We start from the raw sequence: 20,866 nt of genomic DNA on the forward strand, positions 1-20,866 counted from the left end.
TTAATCCATTTATGCGTTTAACGTTAGACCTCGCCTAATCATTTGTCAATCGCTCTTTTACTGAGAGAAACATTAAAATTTCTTTCTTTCAATCGCTTATTTTTATGAAAGGAAGATCAAAGAGCCGTTCTAAAAAACTTAGTACAGGAATTAAAAAGCCAAAAGCAAAAATAATAATAATGACGGGATAATGTCTAGCACTTGCTGGAGCTCGATGAAAGCGTGTAATTGGTGTGTGTTCACGACTCAAGAGATAGATGAGAAGAAGTAAGCCATAAAAGTAGAATGAATAAATTGAAAATTTATTAAACAATTCGGTCATTTTTTTACTGGAAAGGTAATCAATAGGAAAATTCAGTAAAAACAGGCTTAAGAGCCATAAAATTTTTTGCTTGATGCTATCACCATGCAAAAAAAACATTTCCCAGGTTAATGCCAGGGGGAAAATAAGTAAGGAAAAATAATAAAGCCACCCAAATGGGCTTAATAACAGCATCATTGATAAAGTTAATGCAAAAAACTGTTTATCTCGGGAGGCGGTTAACAGCGTACTGGCTTTTTTTAAGTACCATAGAAGAAAGGCAATAAACAAAACTCCATAGAGAATATTGATATATAAGCGGCTTTGGGTCTTATCATGCACATCAACAAGGGTACGAAAAAGAAAACCATAAACTGAAGCATTCCAATTGTCACCATACCATTGAACCTTAGGCATCATTGCGAAATAGTAGGTATAAATATCTGTTCCATAGATGATCATAGGAAGAAGGGACAAGAACAATGCTATACCAAGCATTACAACAAAAACTCGGTAGCGTTTTTGCAGGAGGACATAAAAAAATAACAAGGCGGGAAAAAATTTAAGCGCAATAACAAATCCCCACAGTGCTCCTGCCCAATAATCCTTTTTTTTAGAATAAAAATGATAGCCGAGGATAATACCAAATAATAACAAGGCACCGAGTTGCGTAATCGCTCTATCCATTAAAATACCAAAAAATGCCAGGTAGAGAAGATAGAGGCTTGGCCAATTTTCTTGGTAAAAGTCGGCAGAAAAAACATGTTTAAATACAAGTCTGGCGGCAACCAAGGATAATATCAGCGAGATTATCCACCAAGTAGTGAGGGCTGCATGGTAATTCAGTTTGGCCAGGGGGCTGAATAACATCAGTACAAAAGGAGGATTTAAATTGCAAGCAAGTTTTTTTACTACCGGTAGATAGGTAGCCACTAGGGTTTGATAAGGATTATTCCCCAGCATTAACGTTTGTGAGGCAGAATAAAAGGAAGCAAAATCTATTCCTTGCTGGAAGGTGAGAATAAAATAGAACAGAACACCATAGCTAGCAAGGAGAAATAAAAATGCTGCACGCTGCCAAGAGGCTAAATTCATTAGGTAGTTTGGTTGTCACCAGAGTTTCATTTTATTGATAATTCAATAAAAATTGCAAATGGATACAGAATAATTACAACTATTAGGATATTCCTGAGGAGAAGTGCTAAATAATTTAATCGTATATGCCTACGTTCTGCGGCTTGCACGTAGAATTCAGCGATGTTGAGAGATTTTCGATGCTCTAGACAACCTTGACTGATAACTCAAGGATAAAATTTGCTACTTCCTCTGGACTATCTGGATAATTAATGAAGGCTTGAATGTCTATCGGTCTGTTAACCCGTTGCTGTGTCGCTTGAGATTCTTGAATCATCGCTTTAACAGTGTCGCCTTGAGAACAAATAAAATAAACATCGGTTTCCGGGCGACGTAAAAATTGGGCTTGAAAGGATTTAAAAACAACAGAAACTTTTAGTCTTGCTTGATCTGCATGATAAAAACTGTGCATGCCACCTGCCAAATCGGCCCCAACAGCTAAAGCGCCAAAATACATAGAATGTAAATGGTTTTTACTGCGACGAGTTAAAGGCAATTTAATAACGATTTGCTGATCAGTTAACTGAATTAATTTAGGTTTTAAATGACCAATTAAGGGAACTTTAAACCGTCCAAAGGTCCAAAGAAAAAGTTTAAAGCGAGTAAAGGTGTTCATGAAGCTTCCTTGTCAACCTCAAGATTTGAAATAATTTTCTTTACACCACGTACGGCGGCCACTCTTTTTATAATGGCGCTAATAGCTTTTTCTTGTTTTAAATGTCCAGATAAAGTTACTGTGCCGTTGGTAGTGGTTGCATTAATTCCAACTAAAGGGATTGACTCGTCATCGAATACTTTAGCCTTCAAAACTGCGGCTTCAACTTTGGTGGTAATATAGGCATCTGTAAAAGCAGTATTTACTTGTTTAATAATCAGTTCGTCCGTGTCTACTTCCTTCACGCCTTTTGTCATTTTTGCCAACCGTAATGCATCCACAAAGGCTTGGCGATCTTTAACATGCCCACGTAAAGAGACAACACCATTTTCAGTAGAAACATAAATTTTTAAAGGGTTTAAATGACGGTTTTTTGTAAATTTGGCAGTAATTTTTGTAGTAATGACTGAATCACTAAATTCTTGCTCGAATTCTTTTAAATTATTCTCAGCGTGTGCAAGGGCCACCCCAATGACAAGTATGAGACTAACAACAAATTTAAGGATTGTTTGCATACTAGGTTACCGTTAAAAAATCATGAAAAGAGTATACCATTTTCAACAGCTCTACCAAGGATTTTATCAGGAATTTACAAAATCTTAAAAGTTTAAAGACGTTGAAATATTTTTAAAAGTTTACTCAAAGAAAGTGGCCTTGTTCTGCTAAAACTATCGGCTTTCGTTTACTATTTAAGGCACCTTGGTTATTATTTGTCTTTTGATTGTTCAATAAGAAATTAAATGAAAATTACAGTTAAATACTTTCCAAGTGCTTGGACTTTTGAGTCAAAGGATTATAACCGGTGGCAAATAGAACAACGAATTGAATTGTCTTTATTAAATTATGTGAACGAGTGTAAAACAATTTTCCCAGAAAAATACCACCTTTTAGAAGAAATCGTTTTTACTGTGTCAAATCATGTGGCAATAGGAGATAATTGGTCCTTTGACTTTTATGAGCGCGGTGAGGGACTTTTAAAAAATGCTCTTATTAATCCTCGCAATCTAAACACACCAATAATTTCTGTTTATGAAAATCCCACTCACGGTGATGAAGAAAGCATGTCTTTGTCACAGTCTATTTAATTCTTACCACATTAATACTTTGGATGATAAATGGCGGGTTATTGGCTTTTATGACGATGAGAGAAAAATCTAATTTGGAATTCATCTCGGGAATTATAAAGGACTGATTAACGCGCCAATAATAAATTCCGGAAGTTACCCCTTCCTCAACAATGACAGGAGGGGTTAATGGAGAAGGATGTATAGCCAGATGTTTATTCTTGACCTCGGCAATTTCCTCGCTAAAAAAATTTTGCATTGCTAACCATGCATTTACCGTATAGCGTTTTCGCAAACCATCAAAATCAGCGGGGGTTTCTGTGTAGTTTATAGATAACGTGGCCATTAAAGTTTCTTGTGTCCAGGCTTTAACATTTAAATCATTGTCATTGCCATAATGGATAGAGGGGATAAAAAAGTAAATGAAAATTAGAAGGATTAGTCGCTCGTATTTCATAATGTTTCCTTATTATTTATCCCCGCGTTTTATCCTAAATTACTAATCGCAAAATGATTTGTTTAAAAAGTATAGCAGAGCTATAATTTGATTTTTTTTAAATCAAAATGTCCTATGCATTACATTAGTATCCGCGGCGCAAAAACTCACAATTTAAAAAATATCGATGTAGAAATTCCCCGCAATCAATTAACGGTAATTACAGGCCTTTCAGGGTCAGGAAAGTCCTCATTAGCCTTTGATACTTTATATGCGGAAGGACAGCGCCGTTATGTTGAATCTTTGTCAGCTTACGCACGGCAATTTTTATCGATGATGGAAAAGCCGGAAGTGGATGCCATTGAAGGATTATCCCCAGCAATTTCTATCGAGCAAAAGGCGACTTCACATAATCCCCGTTCAACTGTAGGTACTATCACAGAAATATACGATTATTTGCGCCTCTTATTTGCACGCGTTGGCGAGCCGCGTTGCCCTACCCATGGAATTAGTCTACATGCACAAACCATCAGTCAAATGGTCGATCAGGTTATTGCAATGCCTGAAGGGGCTAAAGCGATGATTCTCGCCCCCGTTATACGCGAACGTAAGGGGGAGCATGTGCAACTCTTGCAGCAATTACAGGCTCAAGGGTATGTTCGGGCGCGTATTGATGGTGAGATTTATGAGTTGGATGAGCCGCCAAAGCTTAGTTTAAGGCAAAAGCATACTATAGAAGTGGTGGTTGATCGCTTTAAGGTTCGCAAAGATTTAGCCCAACGCTTAAGTGAATCTTTTGAAAATGCTTTGAATTTGGCTGAGGGACTGGTAATGGTTTCTCCAGTTGACCATGAATTTGAAGAAATGGTTTTTTCATCAAAATTTGCATGCTCTGAGTGTGGCTACAGTTTAAGCGAATTAGAGCCCCGACTTTTTTCATTTAATAACCCAATGGGGGCTTGTCCATCTTGCGATGGTTTAGGAGTCAATCAATTTTTTGATCCCGAGCGAGTTGTCCATGAACCTACTGCAAGCCTGGCAGGGGGGGCTATTCGCGGTTGGGATAAAAAAACGACTTACTATTACCCCATGCTTGAATCATTGGCGCGTCATTTTAACTTTGATGTAGAAACCCCGTTTTGTGATCTGCCGGAAACCATTCAAACAATTATTCTCTATGGTAGTAAGGAAATGATTGATTTCCACTACCAGCGTCCCAATGGTGGCTTTATGTCTAAAAGACATAGCTTTGAGGGAATAATTCCCAACATGCAACGGCGCTACCGAGAATCGGATTCTTCCCTGGTGCGCGAAGAATTAGCCAAATACCTTTCGTCACGTCCCTGTGAAACGTGTAAAGGCGCACGTTTACGTGAGGAGGCAAGGCATGTTTTCGTTGATGATAAAAATTTACCAGAAATTACTGCCTACCCAATTGAACAAGCCTATGAATTTTTTCAAAATCTCGTGTTAACAGGCTATCGGGGTGAAATTGCAGCCAAGATTAATAAAGAAATCACCGAAAGGCTAGGCTTTTTAGTCAATGTAGGCCTGGATTATTTATCGTTGGCTCGTAGTGCTGAAACGTTATCTGGCGGAGAGGCGCAGCGTATTCGTTTAGCCAGTCAAATTGGCTCAGGGTTGGTTGGGGTAATGTATATTCTAGATGAGCCCTCTATTGGATTGCATCAACGCGATAATGATCGTTTGTTGAAAACCCTGCTGCATTTACGCGATTTAGGTAATACCGTTATTGTGGTGGAGCATGATGAAGATGCAATACGGGCAGCAGATTTTGTATTGGATATAGGCCCGGGTGCTGGTGTCCATGGTGGACAAATTGTGGCTCAAGGTGCACCTGAACGAATCATGCAAAATAAACAATCGCTCACTGGACAATACTTGGCAGGTATTCAATCAATCCCTATACCGGAACATCGTTTTCCAATGAATAAAGAGCGATTGTTACAGTTAAAAGGTGTCCAGTGTAATAATTTGCAAAATGTGGATGTAACTATTCCATTAGGTGTTATTACCTGCGTAACCGGTGTGTCTGGGTCTGGCAAGTCAAGTTTAATCAATGATACGTTGTATCCTATTGCCGCAAACAAATTAAACCGGGCAAGTTTATTAACGCCAGGTACGGTAAAAGAAATTAAGGGATTAGAATTTTGTGATAAAGTCATTGATATTGACCAAAGCCCGATTGGTCGCACACCTCGTTCAAATCCAGCCACCTATACTGGTCTATTTACACCGATTCGTGAATTATTTTCAGGCACACCTGAAGCCCGCGCCCGAGGTTATCAGCCAGGCCGCTTCAGTTTTAATGTTCGCGGCGGCCGTTGCGAGGCTTGTCAAGGCGACGGTTTAATTAAAGTAGAAATGCATTTCTTACCGGATATTTATGTGGCCTGTGATGTCTGTAAAGGGAAGCGTTACAATCGTGAAACATTGGAAATTCAGTACAAAGGCAAAAATATTCATGAAGTACTGGATATGACCGTTGAAGACGCACGACTTTTTTTCGATGCTATCCCTGTGGTCGCCCGAAAATGCCAAACACTAATCGATGTCGGGCTATCTTATATTCGCTTAGGGCAAAGTGCGACAACACTTTCAGGCGGTGAAGCCCAACGTATCAAACTCGCACGAGAATTGTCAAAAAGAGATACGGGTAATACGCTTTATATTCTTGACGAACCTACTACTGGCTTGCATTTCCACGATACCAAACAGCTACTTCATGTCCTTTTTCGTTTAAGGGAACAAGGAAATACCATTATTATTATTGAACACAATCTTGATGTGATTAAAACTGCAGATTGGATTATTGATCTAGGCCCTGAAGGCGGTAGCAAAGGAGGACAGATTATTGCTACCGGAACGCCAGAAGAGGTAGCTCATTGCAAGAAATCATACACTGGACAATTTCTAAAACTACTTCTGGTACGAAAATAAAAGAATAAAAAGTGGCTTGTCGGATATAGCCACTTTTTTAACCTCTGAATTTATAATGCTTTCATGAATGTTGTTAAGTCTTCTTTCTCTTGTTGTGTTAATTGCAGTTGCAAGATTACATTAAAGAACTCTACCGTATCCGCCAGAGTCAACAAGCGGCCATCATGAAGATAAGGTGGTGAATCTTTAATACCACGTAGAGGGAATGTTTTAATTGGACCATCGCCGATGGCTTTCATATTGTTAACCATGACCGGGTTAAAGAATCGCTCAGTTTTTAAATTATGCATGGTATTGTCGGTGTAATAGGGAGGAACATGACAAGTTGCGCATTTTGCTTTCCCAAAGAAGAGCGCTTCCCCCCGCAATTCAGCTTCAGTGGCTTTAGTAGGGTCTAATCGACCATAGATGTCTAATTTGGGTGCGGGTGGAAAATCTAATAACTCTTGGAATTCGGCCATAAAATGAACTTGGCTGCCTCGTTCAAGAATATTAACGCCTTTTTTGGTGGCTATGACTGGGTCACCATCGAAATAGGCGGCTCTTTGTTCAAATTCTGTAAAATCTTCAACACTTTTTAGCGCACGCTGTGAGCCAAAAAGACGTTGAATGTTAACTCCTCTTAAGGTAGGTGTGTCGATGCGATGCCTTATTTCTTGCGGGCGAATATCCCCCACAAGATGGGTGGCTGCGTTAGTATGGCCATTAGCATGACAGTCAAAGCAAGCAACACCGCGGCTTGGTATTTTTGTTCGTCGATCATCAGTTTGGTTAAATTGCTGTTGTGGGAACGGGGTTACCAGTAATCTTAAACCTTCCAATTGTTTAGGGTTGAGGATGCCATTAAACAATTCAAAATAGTTATTAATCGTAACTTCTTTGCCCTGTGAAACATCACCTAAATCAGGTCGAGTAGTTAAAAAAATGGGGGCAGGAAATGGGGGTAAGAAGTGATCTGGCAAGTCAAAATCCAAATCAAAACGCGTTAAGTCACGATTTTCCTGTTGATTATGTTCATCAATTACAAATTTGGGGAACAGCATTCCACCTTCAGGATGATTTGGATGAGGTAGAGGTAAAAAGCCTTGGGGATAGACTCCTTTTTCTTTAATTTCATCGGGTGTCATTTTCCCCAACATGTCCCAGGTAATGCCTTCTGGCAATTTAACCCGTACACCTTCCTGGATGGGCTTGCCGTTGGACATTTTAGTATCAGAGGAAGGTTTATTACTCAAGTCATAACGTTGCTTAAGTAAGTCTTGTTGGCGCTGATTAACGGCTGGTTTTGCGGCCACCATGCGATCCATAATCGTTTGGAACGTCTCTTTGATAACAACAGGCATATAACTGGATGGTGGGGGTGTTTGTGCTGCTTCAGCTGCCGGGGAGGATGCTGCAGCATAGACTGTTGACGTAAAACAGCAAGAAGTCATAGTAAACCATAAGGCTTTTTTTAGCATGGCAAAGTCCATTTTTCTGATAACTTCTTCCATCATAAAGAACTTATATTTCCATTTCAATATTATTTTAATAGCTTGTTTCTACAACATTTTATTAAAACTTGGCCATTGAATCTAAGGAACAATTAAATCAAGTTAATCATTTCACGCTAACTATATTGCAGCAAGTGCTTGTTTGTGCCTGACCAATATGGTGACGATGGATTTATGGGCAATAGTCTTTAGCATTAGGAGCGATGCCATAACTATCAATTTAGGAACACTTACCGCAATCGAGACAGCCAACACGTGAGTAACGGCGTGTAATTTACTCATCCTTTGTCTTCCTCTCAATTTTCTTCTACGCTTAAGCCATAGGAATTATTGCCATTTGGATTGTGCTATGAGGAAAACATGGAAGCTAAGCACATAGCTCTACCTAATAAACTTATCATCATTGGCTTCGGGAGTCTTGGTCAAGCATTATTACCGTTGCTATTTCGCCATGTAAAGCTTACGCCCTCACAAGTGATTATCATGGCTAAAGACAATCAAGGGATAGAGGTTGCTAATGAGTTTGGATTAACTTTGAAGATTCTTACGCTTACCCCCGAAAATTATCTTTCTTTATTATCTCCAGAACTTGATGAAGGTGATTTTTTATTAAACTTATCCGTGGATGTTTCCAGCTTAGCATTGATAAAACTTTGCCAGGAAAAAGCTGTTCTATACTTGGATGCTAGCACAGAGCCTTGGAAAGGTGGCTATACCAATAAGGCTTTACAACCATCGCAACGCTCCAATTATGCTCTGCGAGCAGAAGTGCTAAAATTAAAAAATAACAAAAAGACCACGGCTGTATTGACTCATGGCGCTAATCCCGGTTTGGCTTCACATTTTGTAAAGAAAGCACTGTGGAATTTAGCAGAGGAGCTGCAGTTAGAGAGTCAACATCCATCTAACGCAAGGGAATGGGGTTCTTTAGCCAAATTACTGGGCATTAAAGTGATTCATATTGCCGAACGAGACACGCAAATTACCCGGCGATTTAAGTTACCCAATGAGTTTGTTAATACATGGTCAGCTCATGGCTTTATTTCAGAGGCAAGTCAACCTGCTGAATTGAGTTGGGGTAACCATGAGCGTTATTGGCCAGAAGATGCTCATTATCACGAGTTTGACAAGCAAACTGCTATTTATCTGAATCGCCCTGGTGCCAGCGTAAAGGTTCGTTCCTGGACTCCCAGTTTAGGTGCTTATCATGGTTATTTGATAACGCATGCGGAATCGATTTCTATTGGTAGTTTTTTAGCATTAGAGAAGCAAGAGCCTTATTGTCCTACTGTGCATTACGCTTACCTGCCATGTCCCGATGCTATCCTTTCATTACACGAATTACAGGGGAATGAATGGTATGAGCAAGAATGCAAACGCCTTATTTTTTCAGAAATTGTGGAGGGTACAGATGAACTGGGCGTATTGTTGATGGGTCATAAAAAAGGCGCATACTGGTATGGTTCTCAACTCTCTATTCAGGAGGCAAGACAATTAGCGCCCCATAATAATGCGACCAGTTTACAAGTGGTTGCAGGTATTTTGGCCGGGTTAGTTTGGGCAATTCGCAATCCACAACAGGGAATTGTTGAACCAGAAGAAATAGACTATCAATACGTTTTGGAAATTGCTACACCTTATCTTGGCAAAGTAGCGGGCTACTACACTGATTGGACACCCCTGAAAAATAGAGAAAAATTGTTTAAAGAAAATCTTGATCGTGCTGATCCCTGGCAATTTATTAATATTCGTGTGCAATAACAAAATCAATCTTGAAGCAGAAGATAATATTTTTCCAGGTTTGCAAGTTTTTTTAAAAGTACTTTGATTAATACAGCTATAATAAAAATGACAAGGAACGCTGTTAAGAATGAAGTTCTTTAGGAGTAAGTTATGAAGAATAAGAATATTGGGATTACCACTCTGGTTGTTGTTATTTTGGTCTCCATGTTAGCCTTTTTATATTATCATCATGTTACAACGCCAGTTGCCAAACATATTGATTCTACTCCAGACATTCCTGCTGAAGTCCCTGAGCCTAATGTCGCTAATCCACAATAGTGAATAAATCAACTCTAAAAATGGGTAAGGTTACCCATTTTTAAGCATTACAAATTGTATTAAAATTGACTACTTAATTCATATTATTATCACAAAGTAATAAATTATGGCATTTGTATGCCATTGCCACGATTGTTTTTTCTTTGTCTATAATACCTCCCGGAGATTCCAATGCGTTTTTGTCTAACACATCTTGACCAAAAATCCCATCATGAGTTGCTGCAATCTTTTATAGAGATTCCTGACTATGTGACAGAACTTGAACTAGACGATAATGATTTGGGAAATCTGCCTAATCAAACAATAAAGGAAGCGCTAAAAATTCTGGCTACAAAAAAAAGTATTCATGCACTTTATTTAAACCAAAACAATCTTCATGAAAAGACAGCCGAAGAGCTGGCCACAATTCTTGCTGCCATTCCAGCCAATATTGTTGCTCTTGATTTAAGCATGAATCAGCTTGGTAACTATAGTGAAGAAGAACTGGAGCTGATTCTTAACGCGATTCCTCCCCATGTCAGGAAATTAAACTTAAGTGAAAACGGATTTGCGAAAAATGCTTCTGCACTGATTCGGGGCGTTGCTGTTTTAAGCCATGTGCATGAGCTTAGTTTAGGTTTTAGCAAACTAGACGAAATGAGCGCAGAGGAGTTAGTAAAGCTAATGAAATCTCTGTCTGATAGTATTGCTACTTTCAAATTAACAGGTAATCACTTTGCGAAAAAAACGAAAGGAGAGTGGGCAAGTATTATGGCCGCCATCAAGCCCACAATCATTTCTTTCCATCCCGGTATTCTCCCTGCAGATGTATTTTTTGCATTTAAGTTTTTCCCAAAAGGAGCCCGCGAAATTTATTTGGATGGCAATCCATTGTACCGAATTCCCGGACCTCTGTTAGGTCAAGCATTTGCAGCATTGGAAAATGTTGAATTACTAAGCCTGCATTCCGCTTGTTTTGGGCAAGGAAGAGATGGGGAATCAGCAACAGCCTTAAAACATTTAAATCCCTCAGTAAGAAAACTGTTATTGCAGAATAACATGCTGTTTAAAATGAGCATAAACGCCTTGACTAATGTCATAAAAAATATTCCTTTGACAGTGAATTTGTTAAGTTTTGCTAATAACAATTTAGGCGCCAGATCAAATGTTGAAGTAACAACAATACTCAATGCACTTCATGAGAAAGTTAGAACACTCGATTTAGAAGGGAATGGGCTTTTTCAAAATATCAAACTAAATGAAACGTTCTCTAACAATAACAATGAAAATTTATTCAACAAGAACAATGAAGAATTTTGTAAGGTTTGGGCGGCTATACCGTATAACGTTACCTCATTAAATTTGGGAAATAATATCTTTGAACCTGCAAAAATAAAATGGATCGCTAAATCCTTAAAGACGCTGCATAAAAATCTGGAAATTATTCACCTACACGAGGTCGAGTTTAATAAGTTGTCTACTGTTGAGCTTAAACAGTTAAAAAATGCTTTGCCGCAGGTAAAAACAGTCTATCTCAGTTATCATGAAGTATACCAAATGACACCTGAAAACCGAAAGATTTTATGGGCGATGCTTCCCAATGTAGAAACTGTTCTTTTGGTTGATAGCGATGGCATGGAGTTAGCGGATACACCTTATGAAAAAACAAATCTTGCCCGAGAATTTGGATTCAAAGGCGTACCAACATTACTAAGCAGAGTTAGTTTTTTTGTGAATAACCTAGGGGTTAACCTTAAAAATGCATCAATTCCTGATGAGTTAAAGGTTCTCTCCAGAGCGTCCGAACGGTTAAAATTTTAACCGTTCATGTGCGTTTAGTTGTATTTTCTATCGTGCATGGCCCAACTCTTGAAAAAAATAATAGTCTAACCATCCGCATTGAATGCCTGTAAAGCAAGAGATTTCCTGATAACTGTTTGCTTTTTGCTGCATTTTAGAGCTATAAATTAGGAGAAGATTAATCACAGGGAAGAAAAATGGGTACTTTTCTTATTGCCATTTTAATCATTGTCGCACTCTTGTTTCTTTGGTCAATTGGTATTTTCAATACCCTAATTGGGATGATTGAGGCTATTAACAATAATAAACGGCAAATCGATATCCAGCTTGATCGTCGTTTTAAAGTATTTGAATCGTTGATTGAAACGGTTAAAAAATACATGGATTATGAGCAAACCACCTTAAAGGATGTAGTTGCTTTGCGAAATCAAGCTCAGGCAGCCAAGGCTTCAGGCGATGAGAAAGCTCGGATTGCAGCGGAAAATGGTATTTCACAAATCGCGTCCGGGCTTAATGTTGTTTTTGAACAATACCCTGATTTAAAGGCCAATACTAATGCACTGCAATTGCAAGAAGAAATTGTAAACACAGAAAACAAACTTTCTTATGCCAAACAGGCTTATAATGATAGTGTTGAGCGCTACTATGCAAAAAAGAAATCATTTTTTGAATCCTTCGTTGTTAGTCTGTTTTCTAGCAAATTAGACAAAGAGTTTGAGTATTGGTCTTTACCTGAGGAACAAATTAAAGCACATGAAGATTACACGGTTAAATTCTGAGTTTAAAGATGGCATTAAGTGATTATCATGCGTCTGCTGCCGATTGGCGAGAGCAATTAAAACGCAATGAGCGTAAGACAAAGATTGTCATTGCGATTTTTTTTGCAGTCTATATTGGCGTAGGTCTATTGGCTGATACAGTTATTCTTGATAATTTAAACCCGGGTGCTACGCTTCTTGACTGTTATTTGGCTTTGATTACGTTAAAAGTCATCCCCTATGCCACGTTAATTATGATAGGTGTGGCTGTAATTTCTTTATTTATTACCTACACACTCTATGATCGTATTATGCTATTGGGTACCAATTATCGTTTAATCACACCAGGGACTGCCCAAAGTCTTGAAGAAAAGCAGTTATACAATGTGGTGGAAGAAATGAAAGTTGCGGCGGGATTAAAATTCATGCCTAAAGTTTATTTAATTGAAGCCAATTATATGAATGCTTTTGCCAGTGGTTATAGTGAAAAATCAGCCATGGTGGCCATCACCCGTGGATTAATGGAAAAATTAAATCGCGCTGAAATGCAGGCTGTGATGTCCCATGAGTTAAGCCATATCCGTCATCATGATATTAAATTGACACTGACGGTTGCGGTATTAAGCAACCTTTTGTTAATCGCGATTGATATCATGTTTTATAGCATGCTGTATAAGAGGGATAGACGTAACGATGACAATCGTCTGTTCATGGTAATTATGTTATTGCGCTATTTATTACCCATCATCACGGTGGTGCTCGCCCTCTTTTTAAGTCGTACTCGTGAATACATGGCTGATGCAGGCGCTGTCGAACTCATGCGCGATAATGAACCTATGGCAAGGGCATTGTTAAAGATTACTGAAGATCACCAGCGGCATGCAGAACAATACACGCAAGAATATGGTCAAACCCCCCATGAAGAGGTGCGACAGGCTTCTTATTTATTTGACCCTTCAAGCATTGATCCTATCAAATCATTGCACAATGCCTTTTCAACGCATCCAAGCACGGATGAGCGCTTACGTGCATTAGGCTTCAAGCGCAAAGCCAAGGTACAATAAGACACGCTACCAGGGTAAACATAACCAAATAATGGTCAGGGCTGTGATAACGCCTGCTATCCAAATAAGGCTACGTAAAGTCGCCCAATTGCACAAATAAAAAATGTGGTATATGACGCGAGAAATTAAATAGAAAATAGCAAGATTTTGAATTGTAGACGTCGTGTTATTGGTCGCAAGTGCTGTAAGAACTGCCGATGAAAAAAGAATCAATGATTCAAAACTATTTTGATGGGCAGCCACTGCTCGTGCTCCAAATCCTATAAGAATTGATTGCTGGGTTCGTGGATGATTATTGTCATATCCATGGGGTTGATTTTTCATTGCAATGATGACTGGAATGCGTGCTAGGTAAGGGAACAGGCAAGCGATGAACAGACATAAAACGAGTGTAAACATAGAATCCCTCTCTAATTTTTCTTTAATATTAGAGGATTAAGGGAATAAAAAATAGGTGTTGTATGGATGATTATTGATTCTTCCTACCTGGTCAACGTTGGTGGCAGGCCACACAACCATAGCCTGAGTTAAATAAAACAGCCTGATGGGGATTCGTGTGTTTTTTCCTGAAGTTATTTACATTGGCTTTAGCATTGACAATCCTTTTTTCCAGCAGATGTTTATAGGGCCAAATCGTATAGGTTTTGCTAAGTTTGGCATTTTGGTAAATGGCTACCCCAGTTTGCCAATCCCCGGATTTGACTAACATATCCCCCATATTTAAAAAGAATCCTTCAAAATTATGAGGAGCTATGGATGAATTCCAACAGGCACGCTGTTTGCCTTTGGAGGTTTCGCGATGCATGTAGTTGGCAAAGCTTGGCGACATGCGGTTAACTTTTTCACCTGCGCATAGGTTTAGGGTTTCCCATTGCCATTCTAAACCCTCTTTAAAATGGCTGGAATTATGGGGTAAGGTACTCATCGGATATCCGGCTGTAAAATAGTTGAACTCAGGCCATCTGGCGATAGCGTGTTTTAATCGAAAGTAACCCCGAACTTCCTCACGCTTATCGTGAAAAATTTTTCCTTCAATCAATTCACTGTCACCTAAGAAGCCTTCATAGATAGGCATATCTGGATTGAGTTGCAACGCATCTGAAAAATACTTCTTCGCCAGAATGATTTCATTCGTGATCAGTGGCGTTTCTTTAGGCAAGCGCTGTCTTTCGGTAATTTTCCAGATGTGAAGAAATCCAATATAAGCCGCTAACTTTTCATCATTGGGATTTTGTAAATAAGCTGCCATGAGTAAACTGTCTGCTCTAGTGATATCTTGATAATTTCCTTGATGTAAAATGTGCCAAAAATAATTTTTTGCCCGATGGGCTAGAGCGCTGGTGGAAGGGACAGGTTTTTTACTGGGTGTGGCCATAAGCGCTATTTTTTCACAGCCAGTTAAACTGAAAAAAAATGCCATAAGCAACATAGAGGATGACCGCATGTTAGTTTTGTCCTTGTAAAATAAAACCGATTAGAGCCATTTTTTATATTTAAAAAACTTGTAAGGAAGCAAGGCCGAAAGTAGCATGACAAGCAGTACAATCCAGTACGCCCATTTGACATCAAGTTCTGGCATCCACCTAAAGTTCATTCCATAGATACTGGCAATCAAAGTAGGCGGTAAAAAGATAACTGCAGCAACGGAGAAAATCTTAATAATCGCATTTTGCTCAATATTAATCAGTCCTAATGTGGCATCCAGGAGAAAATTAATTTTACTGGAAAGAAAACTGGCATGATCACTCAATGAATTGATATCTTTGCTTAATGTTGTAAGTCTTAATTGTCCTTCTGCATCTAATTGTGAGCCAGCGGATTGGCTAAAAAAAGCAATGAGACGACTAAACGTCACAAGAGATTCCCGTGTATTGGTGTTTAAATCAGCATGAACACCCACTTTTTGAATGATTCGTTGGTAATCGGTTTTCTCTTTACTAGGGGCATCTACAGGAGAATGAAAAATTATCTTGGATAATTTTTCTAAATGATGACCTACTGACTCTAAGATATCGGCTAGCCTATCTACTGTCACTTCGAGTAGAGTAATGAGTAAAAGTGCTGCGCTACTGTGATTTTCATCCGATTTCTGTAATTGCATAAGGAATAATTTAAAGGATAAAGGTTCAATATAGCGAATGGTAATTAATTTTTCTTTGGTAAGAACAAAACTAATTGCTTCGTGCTTGGGATCAGAAGTATCTGATTGAGCAATCATATTGGCAGTCATATAAAGGGCATCTTTATTCTTGTAAAGACGACTTGAAAGTTCTATCTCAAGCATTTCTTCACGTGATGGGATATTTAATCCTAGTTTGTGCGCAACAATTTGCTCTTCTTCCTGAGTTGGATAAACCAAGTCCAGCCATATTGCTTGATCGATTAAAGATAGATTGTCTTTGGTAATTTCCTGCGCTTGTAAAATTTGCTCATCCAGGTAAGCGACTATCATTCCAATCTCAATTGGATAAAAGAAATGCTTTTAAATTAACGCACTTGGAAAGGATAATCCAGTGGCAAGAGAAGTGCCTGCCAAAAATAGTGCTAATAAAAAAACAAGCAGTTTCATTATCCTGCAATGCGTTGCATTAATTTTGTTGTTGTTTAAATTTTAATAATTCAGTAAGCGTGCTATTTTTTTCAATCGCTTCACTTACCCACTGGCCCACTTGATGATGTGCTTCCCTGAAAGGCAGCCCCTGACATACTAACGACTCCAGGACATAAGTGGCATCTAAATAACCAGAGTTTGCTTTTGCATTCATTTCTTCAGTATTGAAATGGATACTTTTGAGGAAGGGAGTGATAAGGTTAAGACAGGCCAGTACAGTATTCGTGGTATCAAATAATGCTTCCTTATCTTCTTGCATATCTTTGTTGTAGGCCATCGGCAAGGCTTTCATAACAGTTAACACAGCAAGGAGATGTCCAAATACGCGCCCTGTTTTTCCACGAATAAGCTCTAGGACATCAGGATTTTTCTTATTAGGCATGAGAGAGGAGCCAGTTGAAAAAGCATCGTCAAGGGTTAAAAAATTAAATTCCTGGGTAGCCCATAAAATAAGATCTTCACATAACCTTGATAAATGCATCATGATGATGGAAGCAATGCTACAAAACTCGATTACAAAATCCCTGTCACTTACTGCATCCAAAGTGTTTTCAATAATGCCATTGAACTGAAGTGTTTGCGCCACCCAGTTTCTGTCGAGTGGTAAGCTACTGCCTGCCAAAGCCCCAGCGCCGAGAGGAGAAAAATTCATCCGCTCATACCAATCATCAACTCGGCTAATGTCACGTTTGAACATGGACAGATAAGCATTAAAAAACCAGCTTAAATGAATAGGTTGTGCTTGTTGCAAGTGAGTGTATCCTGGCATTTTATCATGTTCATGAATCCCTGCTAATTCATGTAACCCTTGAGTCAAGGTTTGCAGTAACTCTTTAACTTGTGTCCCTGCATGACGTAGATAAAGTCTAAGATCAAGGGCTACCTGATCATTACGGCTTCGTCCTGTATGCAATTTTTTCCCCGTTTCACCAATTTTAGCAATCAATAATTGCTCAATGAACATGTGGATATCTTCACACACATTTTCAAGAGGGTGTTTACCTTGTTCCAGTTCTAACTCAATTTCATCCAGCCCTACTAAGATGCTTTGCGCTTCTTCATGACTAATCAAACCCTGGCGTGCGAGCATTTGTGCATGCACTTTGCTGCCTGCTATATCATAAGGGAAGAGAATATAATCAAAGTGCAATGAAGCATTAAATTTCATCACCTCTGGTGTCAGTGGTTTTTTAAAACGTCCACCCCAGGTTTTATTGCTCATGCTTTTCTCCCGAATGAACCATGCCGTAAACTTTGGCCGATAGTGAAAATAAATTAATGAAACCTTCTGCGTCTTTTTGATTATAAACGTTGTCGGCTTCAAACGTTGCAAGTGCTGGATCATGCAAGCTAAAAGGTGAACTCATACCACAGGGAATTAAGTTTCCTTTAAATAATTTTAAGTGCACTGTTCCTGTGAGAGATTGTTGGCTTACTTCTATGAATGCATCAAGGGCTTCTTTGGCCGGGGAAAACCAACGCCCCTCATAGACAAGATTAGCGTAATGGGGTTGCAAGCTTTGTTTGAGATGCAGTAAATGTCTATCCAGACATAGACTTTCTAACATTTGATGTGCCTTATAAAGCACAGTTGCTGCTGGCGCTTCATAAACCCCTCTTATTTTCATTCCTACCAACCGATTTTCTACGATGTCGCTTACACCAATGCCATGAAAACCTGCTTTTTTATTGAGTGCTCTAAGCAATTCAACAGGTGTTAAGCGGTTGCCGTTTAAGGCAGTAGGTATTCCTTTTTTAAACGTTACACTGATTAGCTCAGCATTATCGGGTGTTTTTTCTAAGGGAGTTGTCATTAAAAGAAGATCAGCCGGAGGTTCTAAGCCTGGATCTTCTAAAACGCCTCCTTCATGAGAGATATACCAAAGGTTATGGTCTCTTGAATAAGGGGCTTTAGGCGTTACGGGTACTTCAATGCCATGTTGTTGTGCATAATGAATGGCTTCCTGTCGAGACTTAATTTCCCAGACTCGCCAAGGCGCTATGATAGTAATATTAGGTGCTAATGCCTTAATCGTATATTCAAAACGAACTTGATCATTCCCTTTTCCTGTTGCTCCATGAGCGACTGCTTGGGCTTTTTCTTTCAAAGCGATTTCTACTAATTTTTGTGCAATAAGTGGCCTCGAAACAGTACCTAACACATATTGATTTTCATAAATAGCGCCAGCCTTTATTAACTTCCATAAATAGTTCGCAACAAACTCTTCTTTAACATCGATAAGATAAGCTTTTGATGCTCCGCTTACGAGCGCTTTTTCTTTTATGGCTTCAAGGTCTTCCTGTTGTCCAACGTCACAAATGACAGCAATAATTTCTGCTTGCTGATAATTTTCCTTAAGCCAGGGAATCATAACGGACGTATCCAAACCTCCCGAATAGGCCAGAGCGATTTTGGTGATAGGGTTTGTCATCACAAATTCTCCTGATAATAGTGTTTTAATGCTTGTACTGGATTTATTAATGTTTGGGGCTTCACATCTGCAACCAGTTGCCCTTGTTTTAGGATAAGTAGGCGATCACTTATTTTAGTCAGGAAATTCAAATCATGAGAAGCAATAATCATGCTAACAGCCGATTCTTTCACTGAATTTAATAAAGTAATCACTTCATCAATTGCACTGAGATCCAATCCTGAAGTTGGTTCATCACAAAGCAACAATGAGGGTTTCATCATAAGGCTTCTGGCAAAAGCCACACGTTGCTTCTGGCCGCCCGACAATTGATGTGGAAAAGCATTCGCTTTATCACTGATCCCCAAACAATGGAGGAGTTTAAAGGCTTCTAACTGATGTTGCCTGTTTTTATCCTTTAGCGAAGGCGCATAAATTAAATTTTGTAGCACTGTCATGTGTGGGAAAAGTTGAAAATCTTGAAACATAAAGCCACTTGTTCCTTCAAACTGGATACTACCTGAATCGAGATTATCCAAGTGTTGTATACATCGTAATAAAGTCGATTTGCCACTTCCTGAAGGACCTGCGAGGCCAATGGTTTCTGAGGGTTTAATCCTAAAGCTTATATTTTGCAATATCGTTGAAGTACCAAAGGTTTTGCAGACTTGTTTAAGCGTTAGCATGAGACATCCTTAATTCGAATTTTTTACCCAGATATTCAATAAAAAGAACGAATCCATAGTAATAAAATCCTGCAATGCAAAGGGGAAGAAAATAAGTAAATTGTTCAGCAGCAATCAATTGTGCTTTGCGCATTAAATCCATACCACCAATAGTAGATATTAACGCTGTTTCCTTCAGCAAGGCGATCATCTCATTGGTTAATGAAGGCCAAATGATTTTTAAAACTTGCGGTAAAATAATATCTTTCCACAAGTAAAAATTAGGAATTTGTAAGACCTTTGCTGCCTCAAACTGTCCTCTAGGAATACCTTCTATTCCTGAGCGTATGATTTCAGCGATATAGGCAGAACTATTAAGACCAAAGGTTAGAATTCCTGCTACCATTACGTCTGCCCGTAAACCCAATAAGGAGGGCACTGCAAAATAAATAAAACTAAGTTGCAGGATTAAGGGCGTACCCCGCATGAGAGAAATGAAGCGATTAATGAGTAATTTTGCAATGTGTTGGTGACGCAGTATGGCAAGCCCAGTTCCAATCATAAGACCAATCATTAGACCTCCTGCCATAAGTTCAAGAGTAACAAGAATGCCTTGGGCGATAAAAAGAAACGTATCAGATAGAGTGGTCATTATGCACCTGCCAACCATTTTTGTTTAAGTTTTTCAATCTCACCCTGGGCTTTAAGCGTATTTAAAATGCGATTAATTTTTGCTTTAAGCGGAGAGTTTTTTGGCAAGACAATACCATAACCATCACGGGATTGAGCAATAATGGAATACCCTAAAGAGGAATTTTTTTGACTGAAAATAGCGCCTTGAGGTCCATCCATTAATACGAGATCAGCATGACCTGCCTTTACTGCTTCTATTGCCTGGGTATTATTGTCCATGGCAACAATAAAGGCGTCGGGAATAGTTTTTCTTAACCAAATCTCCATAGTACTGCCAAGTTGACAAGCGATGATTTTTCCTTTTAAAGCAGCCTTGGAATGCACGGGCTTGTTTTTTCTAAACACCGCGGCCATGGTTTCAAAATAATAAGGTGCAGTGAAATCAAAATGTTGTTGACGTGCTGGAGTAATGGTAATAGTCGATATGGCTGCATCGACTTGCCCTAAAGATAGTGCGGGCAAAATCGTACTAAATTGCATATTGTCAAAAACGGCTTGTTTACCTAAATGTTTAGCGATCAAGTTTGCTAAATCAATGTCAAATCCTTTGAGCTCGTTCTGTTCTATATATTCAAAAGGTGGATATTCCGCAGAGACAGCAAAATGCATGACGTTCTTGGATTTTTCACTTGTGCAACCAAAAATAAATAAAGTTAGAACGATAAGTATGATAGAAAATAGGGTTCTCATGGTTTTGTATCCAAAATTTATGCATTTTTTGACTATATAAAACTTATGCTTGTTTTGTCAATCACTAATGAATATACTTTCTAAAAATTG

At 38.9% G+C, this 20,866-nt stretch carries 21 protein-coding genes; 7 read left to right on the top strand and 14 right to left on the bottom strand.

Annotated features, from left to right (window positions below):
- Positions 1-88: 88 nt before the first annotated feature.
- From Ljam_RS11175 to Ljam_RS11185, 3 genes are all read right to left on the bottom strand, one after another.
- Positions 89-1,396 (bottom strand): glycosyltransferase family 87 protein, encoded by a 1,308-nt coding sequence (locus Ljam_RS11175; RefSeq protein WP_058450098.1) that lies wholly within the window; start codon positions 1,394-1,396, stop codon positions 89-91.
- A gap of 184 nt (positions 1,397-1,580) precedes the next feature.
- Positions 1,581-2,051, bottom strand: a complete 471-nt coding sequence (locus tag Ljam_RS11180; protein WP_058450099.1) for a PaaI family thioesterase — start codon at positions 2,049-2,051, stop codon at positions 1,581-1,583.
- Positions 2,048-2,605: a BON domain-containing protein gene (locus tag Ljam_RS11185; protein WP_058450100.1), complete on the bottom strand. Its 558-nt coding sequence runs from the start codon at positions 2,603-2,605 to the stop codon at positions 2,048-2,050. The genes Ljam_RS11180 and Ljam_RS11185 overlap by 4 nt, the downstream gene beginning before the upstream one ends.
- A 225-nt stretch (positions 2,606-2,830) precedes the next feature.
- Between Ljam_RS11185 and Ljam_RS11190 the strand changes: the two genes are divergently transcribed.
- Positions 2,831-3,175, top strand: coding sequence for a hypothetical protein (locus Ljam_RS11190; RefSeq protein ID WP_058450101.1), 345 nt, complete (start codon positions 2,831-2,833; stop codon positions 3,173-3,175).
- Here Ljam_RS11190 and Ljam_RS11195 read toward each other — a convergent pair.
- Positions 3,168-3,611 carry a DotI/IcmL/TraM family protein gene (locus tag Ljam_RS11195; protein WP_058450102.1) on the bottom strand — a complete coding sequence of 148 codons (444 nt, stop codon included), beginning with the start codon at positions 3,609-3,611 and terminating at the stop codon, positions 3,168-3,170. The genes Ljam_RS11190 and Ljam_RS11195 overlap by 8 nt on opposite strands.
- A gap of 114 nt (positions 3,612-3,725) precedes the next feature.
- On the opposite strand from Ljam_RS11195, the gene uvrA reads away from it, so the two are divergent.
- Positions 3,726-6,551, top strand: coding sequence for an excinuclease ABC subunit UvrA (gene uvrA, locus Ljam_RS11200; protein ID WP_058450103.1), 2,826 nt, complete (start codon positions 3,726-3,728; stop codon positions 6,549-6,551).
- Between the two features lie 50 nt (positions 6,552-6,601).
- Here the strand turns inward: uvrA and Ljam_RS11205 are convergent, their stop codons facing one another.
- Both Ljam_RS11205 and Ljam_RS15230 read right to left on the bottom strand, forming a co-directional pair.
- Positions 6,602-8,011, bottom strand: coding sequence for a hypothetical protein (locus tag Ljam_RS11205; RefSeq protein WP_058450806.1), 1,410 nt, complete (start codon positions 8,009-8,011; stop codon positions 6,602-6,604).
- Positions 8,012-8,164: 153 nt separating this feature from the next.
- On the bottom strand, positions 8,165-8,326 hold the full coding sequence (locus Ljam_RS15230) for a hypothetical protein (protein ID WP_156411927.1): 162 nt from the start codon (positions 8,324-8,326) through the stop codon (positions 8,165-8,167).
- A gap of 78 nt (positions 8,327-8,404) precedes the next feature.
- Here Ljam_RS15230 and Ljam_RS11210 point away from each other — a divergent pair, with 78 nt between their 5' ends.
- The 5 genes from Ljam_RS11210 to htpX all read left to right on the top strand — a co-directional run bounded on the left by Ljam_RS11210 (position 8,405) and on the right by htpX (position 13,706).
- A complete protein-coding gene (locus tag Ljam_RS11210; RefSeq protein WP_058450104.1) occupies positions 8,405-9,805 on the top strand; it encodes a homospermidine synthase in 1,401 nt (466 codons plus the stop codon).
- Positions 9,806-9,937: 132 nt separating this feature from the next.
- Positions 9,938-10,105: a hypothetical protein gene (locus tag Ljam_RS15235; protein ID WP_156411928.1), complete on the top strand. Its 168-nt coding sequence runs from the start codon at positions 9,938-9,940 to the stop codon at positions 10,103-10,105.
- Positions 10,106-10,276: 171 nt separating this feature from the next.
- Positions 10,277-11,905, top strand: a complete 1,629-nt coding sequence (locus Ljam_RS11215; protein WP_058450105.1) for a leucine-rich repeat domain-containing protein — start codon at positions 10,277-10,279, stop codon at positions 11,903-11,905.
- Between the two features lie 176 nt (positions 11,906-12,081).
- Positions 12,082-12,663, top strand: a complete 582-nt coding sequence (locus Ljam_RS11220) for a LemA family protein (RefSeq protein ID WP_058450106.1) — start codon at positions 12,082-12,084, stop codon at positions 12,661-12,663.
- Between the two features lie 8 nt (positions 12,664-12,671).
- Positions 12,672-13,706, top strand: coding sequence for a zinc metalloprotease HtpX (htpX, locus tag Ljam_RS11225; protein ID WP_058450107.1), 1,035 nt, complete (start codon positions 12,672-12,674; stop codon positions 13,704-13,706).
- Between the two features lie 6 nt (positions 13,707-13,712).
- Here the strand turns inward: htpX and Ljam_RS11230 are convergent, their stop codons facing one another.
- The 8 genes from Ljam_RS11230 to Ljam_RS11265 form a co-directional block, all read right to left on the bottom strand.
- A complete protein-coding gene (locus Ljam_RS11230) occupies positions 13,713-14,105 on the bottom strand; it encodes an MAPEG family protein (RefSeq protein ID WP_058450108.1) in 393 nt (130 codons plus the stop codon).
- A gap of 91 nt (positions 14,106-14,196) precedes the next feature.
- Positions 14,197-15,150: a hypothetical protein gene (locus Ljam_RS11235; RefSeq protein WP_058450109.1), complete on the bottom strand. Its 954-nt coding sequence runs from the start codon at positions 15,148-15,150 to the stop codon at positions 14,197-14,199.
- Between the two features lie 30 nt (positions 15,151-15,180).
- Positions 15,181-16,158 carry a magnesium transporter CorA family protein gene (locus tag Ljam_RS11240; RefSeq protein WP_058450110.1) on the bottom strand — a complete coding sequence of 326 codons (978 nt, stop codon included), beginning with the start codon at positions 16,156-16,158 and terminating at the stop codon, positions 15,181-15,183.
- Between the two features lie 136 nt (positions 16,159-16,294).
- Entirely contained in the window at positions 16,295-17,539 is a 1,245-nt protein-coding gene (argH, locus tag Ljam_RS11245; protein WP_058450111.1) for an argininosuccinate lyase, read from the bottom strand.
- The gene (locus Ljam_RS11250) at positions 17,529-18,749 is read right to left on the bottom strand and encodes an argininosuccinate synthase (RefSeq protein WP_058450112.1); all 1,221 of its coding nucleotides are present in this window, start codon (positions 18,747-18,749) and stop codon (positions 17,529-17,531) included. The genes argH and Ljam_RS11250 overlap by 11 nt, the downstream gene beginning before the upstream one ends.
- Entirely contained in the window at positions 18,749-19,414 is a 666-nt protein-coding gene (locus Ljam_RS11255) for an amino acid ABC transporter ATP-binding protein (protein ID WP_058450113.1), read from the bottom strand. The genes Ljam_RS11250 and Ljam_RS11255 overlap by 1 nt, the downstream gene beginning before the upstream one ends.
- Positions 19,401-20,045: an amino acid ABC transporter permease gene (locus Ljam_RS11260; protein ID WP_058450114.1), complete on the bottom strand. Its 645-nt coding sequence runs from the start codon at positions 20,043-20,045 to the stop codon at positions 19,401-19,403. Before Ljam_RS11260 ends, Ljam_RS11255 begins: the two co-directional genes overlap by 14 nt.
- Positions 20,045-20,776, bottom strand: a complete 732-nt coding sequence (locus Ljam_RS11265; RefSeq protein ID WP_058450115.1) for an ABC transporter substrate-binding protein — start codon at positions 20,774-20,776, stop codon at positions 20,045-20,047. The genes Ljam_RS11260 and Ljam_RS11265 overlap by 1 nt, the downstream gene beginning before the upstream one ends.
- Positions 20,777-20,866: the final 90 nt, after the last annotated feature.

It is taken from the genome of Legionella jamestowniensis, from assembly GCF_001467745.1.
In the GTDB taxonomy this organism is placed as follows: domain Bacteria; phylum Pseudomonadota; class Gammaproteobacteria; order Legionellales; family Legionellaceae; genus Tatlockia; species Tatlockia jamestowniensis.

Coding starts and splice junctions, on each gene's coding strand:
- Ljam_RS11255 (WP_058450113.1), bottom strand. CDS start 19,414: ATGCTAACGCTTAAACAAGTCTGCAAAACCTTTGGTACTTCAACGATA.
- argH (WP_058450111.1), bottom strand. CDS start 17,539: ATGAGCAATAAAACCTGGGGTGGACGTTTTAAAAAACCACTGACACCA.
- Ljam_RS11250 (WP_058450112.1), bottom strand. CDS start 18,749: ATGACAAACCCTATCACCAAAATCGCTCTGGCCTATTCGGGAGGTTTG.
- Ljam_RS11180 (WP_058450099.1), bottom strand. CDS start 2,051: ATGAACACCTTTACTCGCTTTAAACTTTTTCTTTGGACCTTTGGACGG.
- Ljam_RS11265 (WP_058450115.1), bottom strand. CDS start 20,776: ATGAGAACCCTATTTTCTATCATACTTATCGTTCTAACTTTATTTATT.
- Ljam_RS11215 (WP_058450105.1), top strand. CDS start 10,277: ATGCGTTTTTGTCTAACACATCTTGACCAAAAATCCCATCATGAGTTG.
- Ljam_RS11240 (WP_058450110.1), bottom strand. CDS start 16,158: ATGATAGTCGCTTACCTGGATGAGCAAATTTTACAAGCGCAGGAAATT.
- Ljam_RS11210 (WP_058450104.1), top strand. CDS start 8,405: ATGGAAGCTAAGCACATAGCTCTACCTAATAAACTTATCATCATTGGC.
- Ljam_RS11195 (WP_058450102.1), bottom strand. CDS start 3,611: ATGAAATACGAGCGACTAATCCTTCTAATTTTCATTTACTTTTTTATC.
- Ljam_RS11235 (WP_058450109.1), bottom strand. CDS start 15,150: ATGCGGTCATCCTCTATGTTGCTTATGGCATTTTTTTTCAGTTTAACT.
- Ljam_RS11175 (WP_058450098.1), bottom strand. CDS start 1,396: ATGAATTTAGCCTCTTGGCAGCGTGCAGCATTTTTATTTCTCCTTGCT.
- Ljam_RS15235 (WP_156411928.1), top strand. CDS start 9,938: ATGAAGAATAAGAATATTGGGATTACCACTCTGGTTGTTGTTATTTTG.
- Ljam_RS11260 (WP_058450114.1), bottom strand. CDS start 20,045: ATGACCACTCTATCTGATACGTTTCTTTTTATCGCCCAAGGCATTCTT.
- htpX (WP_058450107.1), top strand. CDS start 12,672: ATGGCATTAAGTGATTATCATGCGTCTGCTGCCGATTGGCGAGAGCAA.
- uvrA (WP_058450103.1), top strand. CDS start 3,726: ATGCATTACATTAGTATCCGCGGCGCAAAAACTCACAATTTAAAAAAT.
- Ljam_RS11205 (WP_058450806.1), bottom strand. CDS start 8,011: ATGCTAAAAAAAGCCTTATGGTTTACTATGACTTCTTGCTGTTTTACG.
- Ljam_RS11230 (WP_058450108.1), bottom strand. CDS start 14,105: ATGTTTACACTCGTTTTATGTCTGTTCATCGCTTGCCTGTTCCCTTAC.
- Ljam_RS11185 (WP_058450100.1), bottom strand. CDS start 2,605: ATGCAAACAATCCTTAAATTTGTTGTTAGTCTCATACTTGTCATTGGG.
- Ljam_RS11220 (WP_058450106.1), top strand. CDS start 12,082: ATGGGTACTTTTCTTATTGCCATTTTAATCATTGTCGCACTCTTGTTT.
- Ljam_RS15230 (WP_156411927.1), bottom strand. CDS start 8,326: ATGAGTAAATTACACGCCGTTACTCACGTGTTGGCTGTCTCGATTGCG.
- Ljam_RS11190 (WP_058450101.1), top strand. CDS start 2,831: ATGAAAATTACAGTTAAATACTTTCCAAGTGCTTGGACTTTTGAGTCA.